Annotated in this window: 6 protein-coding genes and 1 pseudogene; all 7 read left to right on the forward strand. The window is 68.0% G+C overall.

The window, feature by feature from the left end; translation table 11 throughout:
- Positions 1–8: 8 nt before the first annotated feature.
- On the forward strand, positions 9–413 hold the full coding sequence (locus WAN71_RS03900) for a hypothetical protein (protein WP_422224075.1): 405 nt from the start codon (positions 9–11) through the stop codon (positions 411–413).
- Positions 414–564: 151 nt separating this feature from the next.
- Positions 565–1,200, forward strand: coding sequence for a sensor domain-containing protein (locus WAN71_RS03905; RefSeq protein WP_422224076.1), 636 nt, complete (start codon positions 565–567; stop codon positions 1,198–1,200).
- Positions 1,201–1,342: 142 nt separating this feature from the next.
- Positions 1,343–2,617 (forward strand): ergothioneine biosynthesis glutamate--cysteine ligase EgtA, encoded by a 1,275-nt coding sequence (egtA, locus tag WAN71_RS03910; RefSeq protein WP_422224071.1) that lies wholly within the window; start codon positions 1,343–1,345, stop codon positions 2,615–2,617.
- Complete coding sequence (gene egtB, locus WAN71_RS03915) at positions 2,614–3,921, forward strand: ergothioneine biosynthesis protein EgtB (RefSeq protein WP_422224072.1); 1,308 nt, start codon at positions 2,614–2,616, stop codon at positions 3,919–3,921. Before egtA ends, egtB begins: the two co-directional genes overlap by 4 nt.
- Positions 3,921–4,619 (forward strand): ergothioneine biosynthesis protein EgtC, encoded by a 699-nt coding sequence (gene egtC, locus WAN71_RS03920; protein WP_422224073.1) that lies wholly within the window; start codon positions 3,921–3,923, stop codon positions 4,617–4,619. The genes egtB and egtC overlap by 1 nt, the downstream gene beginning before the upstream one ends.
- On the forward strand, positions 4,619–5,584 hold the full coding sequence (gene egtD / locus WAN71_RS03925; protein WP_422224074.1) for an L-histidine N(alpha)-methyltransferase: 966 nt from the start codon (positions 4,619–4,621) through the stop codon (positions 5,582–5,584). The genes egtC and egtD overlap by 1 nt, the downstream gene beginning before the upstream one ends.
- Positions 5,581–6,033: pseudogene (locus tag WAN71_RS03930) on the forward strand (ergothioneine biosynthesis PLP-dependent enzyme EgtE); the annotation flags it as partial. The gene egtD and the pseudogene WAN71_RS03930, both read left to right, overlap by 4 nt.

Consider the following 6,033-nt stretch of genomic DNA (forward strand, 5'->3'; position numbering starts at 1 on the left):
ATCGAGAGATGACCCAAGCACCCGAGCACCAGATCCAGCCGCCACCCCCCGGCCCGCCTCCGTCGCCGCCGTACGTAGCGAAGCCTTCGCGGCTCTACCAGGCTGCGGCGTGGGTGGTGATCGTCGCGGGCATTGTTTTCGTCGTGGCGGTTATCTTCTTCACCGGCGCGGCAGTCGCCGGGCATGAGCACCCGTTCCGCTATCACCACGGGATGTTTGGTCCCGGCGGTCCCGAAGGTCCGCCCCCCGGTGGGATGTTCTTCCCAGGACCATTTCCACCCGGCATGGGCCCCGGCTGGCCCGGCGGTCCGCCGATGATGCCAGGGCCCTTCGGACCGGGCATGGGTCCGGGCGGACCCGGCGGCCATGGCGCTGGTCACGGCGGTCCGCCCCCCGCGCCTGCCACGCCCTAGCCTCAGCCAAAGTATCTGCGGCGCAGCCATATTCGACGCGGAGCGTCATCGCCGACGTGAGCCAGAACCGCAGCGGCGAGCACCGTTGGCTTTTGTTTGGGTGGCCCAGTTGGCATGATCGAGATCCATGACCATCGAAGTCGCCAAGGCGATGACGATCGGCGTGGCGGTCGGCGGTGTCGCGGCGGTATTGATGGCCCCCGCCGCGGCGGCCGTGCCTTCAGCCCCGGGCGTGGTCAGCTACGCGGTCCTGGGTAAGGGCTCGGTGGGCAACATCGTCGGCGGCCCGATGCGGGACGAATCGGTGTTCACCCAGCCGGTCCAGTCGTACTTCGTCGACAACCCGGTGTGCAACAACTGGGCCGACATCGGGTTGCCGGAGGTCTACAACGACCCCGACCTGGCATCGTTCAACGGCGCCAGCACGCAGACCTCACCGACCGACCAGACTCACTTCGTCAAACAAGCGGTCGGCGTCTTCGCGACCGGTGATGCCGCCAGCGCGGCGTTTCACCGCGTCGTGGACCGCACGGTCGGCTGCTCCGGTCAGACCACAGCGATGCATCTGGACAACGGAAGCACGCAAGTGTGGTCGTTTGACGGCGGACCGCCCGGGCCCGCCGATGCGGCATGGACCAAGCAGGAAGCCGGCACCGACCGTCGATGTTTCAGCCAGACCCGGCTGAGGGAAAACGTGCTGCTGCAAGCGAAGGTCTGTCAGTCTGGTAACGGCGGTCCCGCGGTAAACGTGCTGGCCGGCGCCATGCAGAACGCGCTGGGTCAATAACTGTAGCCGTTTCGGCGTGACCTGAGGGAATATGTCGGTGCCGTCTGGAAGATAGGAGCTTGTGGCTATCGTTCGGTAGTTGCGCGCAACCAGCGGGCTCGATCGCTCGGGACCGGTGGCCTGGGCCCGAAGGGATCGGAATATGGCGTTTGCCGTCGCGACGCAGCAGGATCACGCGCGCCCCGCAGACGAGCTGGTCAGTTCATCGGCCGCCGCGCAGTACATCACCGACAGCTGCCTGTCCGACGGTCCGTTGGGGCGGGTCGGTCTGGAGGTCGAGGCGCATTGCTTCGACCCAACCGACCCGCACCGCAGACCGACCTGGGATGAAATAACCGACGTCCTGAAGTCGCTTCCGGCAATGCCGGGCGGCAGCGTGGTCACCGTCGAACCCGGCGGTGCTGTCGAATTGTCCGGTCCGCCGGTGCAGGGCGTGCTGCCAGCGATCGAGGCGATGATCACCGACCAGGCCGTGCTGCGAACGGCTTTCGCCGGCGCCGGTCTGGGACTGGTGTTGCTGGGCGCGGATCCGCTGCGGCCGGCCCAGCGCATCAACCCGGGCGCGCGCTACCGCGCGATGGAGCAGTTCTTCAAGGCCAGCCACACCGGTGTGGCGGGCGCGGCGATGATGACGTCGACGGCGTCGGTTCAGGTGAATCTCGACGCCGGCCCGGCAGCCGGCTGGGCGGACCGGGTCCGGCTGGCCCACGCCCTAGGGCCCACCTTGATCGCGATCGCCGCGAACTCGCCACTGCTGGGCGGCAACTTCTCCGGCTGGCGATCCACCCGCCAGCGGGTGTGGAGTCAGCTCGATTCGGCGCGGTGTGGACCCATCCTGACCGCCAGCGGCGACGACCCTGGTACAGACTGGGCGCGCTATGCCCTGAAAGCGCCGGTGATGTTGGTACACAGCCCCGAGCCTGTGCCGGTGATGCATTACCTGCCCTTCGCGGACTGGGCCGACGGCCGCGAGTTGCTCGGCGGTCGCCGGCCGACGTCCTACGACCTGGAATACCACCTGACCACTCTGTTCCCGCCGGTTCGTCCACGGCAGTGGCTGGAAATCCGTTATCTGGACAGTGTCCCCGATGCCGTCTGGCCGGCGGTGGTGTTCACGTTGGTGACCCTGCTCGACGACCCGGTTGCCGCCGATATCGCTGCGGAAGCCGTCGAACCCGTCGCGACCGCCTGGGACATCGCTGCCCGGGTCGGGCTCACCGACCGGCGGCTCTACGCCGCGGCCAACCGGCTGGTGGCCGTCGCCGCCGAGCGCGTGCCGCCCGGGCTTACCGAGGCAATGCAGCAGCTGGTCGCCGCGGTCGAACGGGGCCGCTGTCCCGCCGACGAGTTTTCCGACCAGGTGATCGCCAACGGCATCGAGGCGACGGTCAGCAAGCGAGCGCTAGGGGAGACGTGACTCCAAGCGAAGCACTGGTGCGCGATCTGAGCCGAGCGCGGGAACGGACCCTGCGTCTGGTCGACTTCGGCGACGCCGAACTTCGCCGCCAGTACGACCCGCTGATGAGCCCGTTGGTGTGGGATTTGGCGCACATCGGTCAGCAGGAAGAGCTGTGGCTGCTGCGCGGCGGTGACCCGGATCGGCCGGGGATGCTGCCGCGCGCGGTCGAGCACCTCTACGACGCCTTCGTGCACACCCGGGCCAGTCGCGTCGACCTGCCGCTGCTGTCTCCGGACCAGGCGCGGACGTACTGCCGGACCGTGCGATCGGCAGCGCTGGATGCCCTCGATGCGCTGCCCGACGAGCCGGGCCGGACCTTCCCATTCGGGATGGTGGTCAGCCACGAGAACCAGCACGACGAAACGATGCTGCAGGCTCTGAATCTGCGCAGCGGTCCGCCGCTGCTGCCGGACATGTGCACGCGGCCGCCGGGCCGGCCGCGAGTCGCCGGGACGTCGGTGTTGGTGCCGGGTGGTCCGTTCGTCCTGGGCGTCGACGGGACAGCCGAACCGTTCTCGCTGGATAACGAACGCCCCGCCCACGTCGTCGATGTCCCGGCATTTCGCATCGGACGAGTTCCAGTCACCAACGGTGAATGGCGGCAGTTCGTCGACGACGGTGGCTACACCCAGCCGCGGTGGTGGTCAGCTCGCGGCTGGGAGCACCGCCAACGTGCCGGACTGACCGTGCCGCAGTTCTGGGCGCCCGACGGGCAGACACGTGCCCGGTTTGGTCGCGTCGAGGACATCCCCCCCGACGAGTTGGTTCAGCACGTCAGCTACTTCGAGGCCGAGGCCTACGCCGCGTGGGCCGGCGCCCGGTTGCCCACCGAAACCGAATGGGAGAAGGCGTGCGCGTGGGATCCGAAAATCGCTGCGCGGCACCGCTATCCGTGGGGCGCCGAGCAGCCGTCGGCTACCCGGGCCAACCTCGGCGGTGAGGCACTGCGCCCGGCGCACGCCGGCGCCTACCCGGCCGGCGCGTCGGCTTATGGAGTCGAGCAGATGCTCGGCGACGTCTGGGAGTGGACCAGCTCGGCGCTGCAACCGTGGCCGGGCTTCACCCCGATGATTTACCAGGGCTACTCCCAGCCGTTCTTCGGCGGGGACTATCGGGTGCTGCGCGGCGGGTCATGGGCGGTGGAGTCGGCCATCCTGCGACCCAGCTTCCGTAACTGGGATCACCCGTATCGGCGGCAGATCTTCTCCGGTGTCCGGTTGGCGTGGTCCGTTGAGGATGACCAAGCCGAGGGCCCCGTCTGATGTGCCGACACCTCGGCTGGCTGGGACGGGAAGTCTCGGTCTCCTCGTTGATGCTCGACCCGCCGCATGGTCTTCGGGTGCAGTCGTATGCTCCACGCCGGCAAAAGTATTGCCTGTTGAACGCCGATGGTTGGGGCGTCGGGTTTTTCGACGGTGCGACGCCACGGCGCTGGCGCAGCGTCGCACCGCTGTGGGGAGACGTCTCGTTCGGTTCCGTCGCGCCGGCGCTGCGCAGCCACTGCGTGGTGGCGGCCGTGCGCTCGGCGACCGTCGGCATGCCGATCGAAGCCAGCGCGACCGCCCCGTTCACCGATGGGCAGTGGCTGTTGTCGCACAACGGGATTGTCGACCGTAGCGTGCTGTCGACCTGTGTAGGGGCTGAATCGGTCTGTGACAGCGCAATTCTCGCTGCCACGATCTTCAATCGGGGTCTCGACGCATTGGGCGAGACGATCGTGGAGGTGGGCACCGCCGACCCAAACGCTCGGCTGAACATTATGGCGGCCAACGGTTCTCGGATCCTTGCCACGACTTGGGGAGACACCCTGTCGATGTTGCGTCGGGATGACGGGCTGGTATTGGCCAGCGAGCCGTATGACGAACAGCCCGGCTGGGAAGACGTACCGGACCGCCACCTCGTCGAGGTCACCGCCGGCGGCGTCACATTGACCGCACTGGAACACACGAAGGGACCTTGATGACGCTATCGCTGTGCAACCACCTGGCGGAGGACTCCGCATATCAGGCGCTGCGCCGTGACGTGCTCGACGGTCTTGGGAGCACTCCGAAATCGTTGCCGCCCAAGTGGTTTTATGACTCGGTAGGCAGCGACCTGTTTGACCAGATCACCCGGCTGCCCGAGTATTACCCGACACGTGCCGAGGCGGAGATCTTGCGGGCCCGGTCTGCAGAGATCGCCTCGGCCACCGGCGCGGACACCCTGGTCGAGCTGGGCAGCGGTACGTCGGAGAAGACCCGGACTCTGTTGAAGGCGCTGCACGACGGCGGTGCGCTGCGCAGGTTCGTGCCGTTCGACGTCGACGCGAGCATGCTGTCAGCCGCCGCGACGGCCATCCAGCGCGAGTATCCCGATATCGAAATCGCCGCTGTTTGCGGCGATTTCGAAGAGCATCTGTCGGAAATCCCCGACGGCGGGCGGCGGCTGTTCGTGTTCTTGGGCTCGACGATCGGCAACCTCACCTCGGACCCGCGGGCGGAGTTCCTGGCGGCGTTGGCCGCGGTCATGCGGCCGGGTGACGGCCTGCTGCTGGGCACGGACCTGGTCAAGGACGCGGCTCGGCTCGTCTCGGCCTATGACGACGCCGCGGGCGTGACAGCGCAGTTCAACCGCAATGTCCTGGCCGTCATCAACAGGGAACTCGACGGCGACTTCGACGTCGACGCCTACCGGCACGTGGCCCGCTGGAACAGCGAAGAAGAGCGGATGGAGATGTGGCTGCGCGCCGAGAGCGCGCAGCGGGTGTGCATCGCTGCGCTGGACCTGACCGTCGAATTCGCCGCCGGCGAAGCGATACTCACCGAAGTGTCCTGCAAGTTCCGGGCCGACGCGGTGGCCGACGAACTGGCCCGGGCGGGGCTGCGACCTACCCGGTGGTGGACCGATGACGCCGGCGATTTCGGGTTGTCGCTGGCAATCAAGTGAGCCGAAGTTTGGCCGACGCCTGGCGGGCAGCCCGACCGCCGGTCGCCGGGTTACACCTGGACAGCGCGGCCTGCTCGCGGCAGAGCTTCGCGGTGCTCGACGCCGCCGCCAGGCACGCGCGGCACGAGGCCGAGGTTGGCGGATATGTCGCGGCTGAGGCGGCCAAACCTGTTCTCGACGCCGGACGCGCCGCCGTCGTCGCGCTCGCCAGTATGCCCGACGCAGAGGTGGTGTTCACCACCGGGTCGTTGCATGCGCTGGACCTGCTGCTGGCCAGTTGGCCGACCGGCCGTCGCAGGTTGGCTTGTCTTCCCGGCGAATACGGACCCAACCTGGCCCTCATGGCGGCGCACGGCTTCGCCCGCCGGACGCTGCCGACCGATAGCGAAGGCCGGGTCGCGGTCGACGAAGCGGCCATCAGTCTGGCCGCCGACCCACCAGATCTGGTC

The organism is Mycobacterium sp. (assembly GCF_049280035.1).
GTDB lineage: Bacteria > Actinomycetota > Actinomycetes > Mycobacteriales > Mycobacteriaceae > Mycobacterium.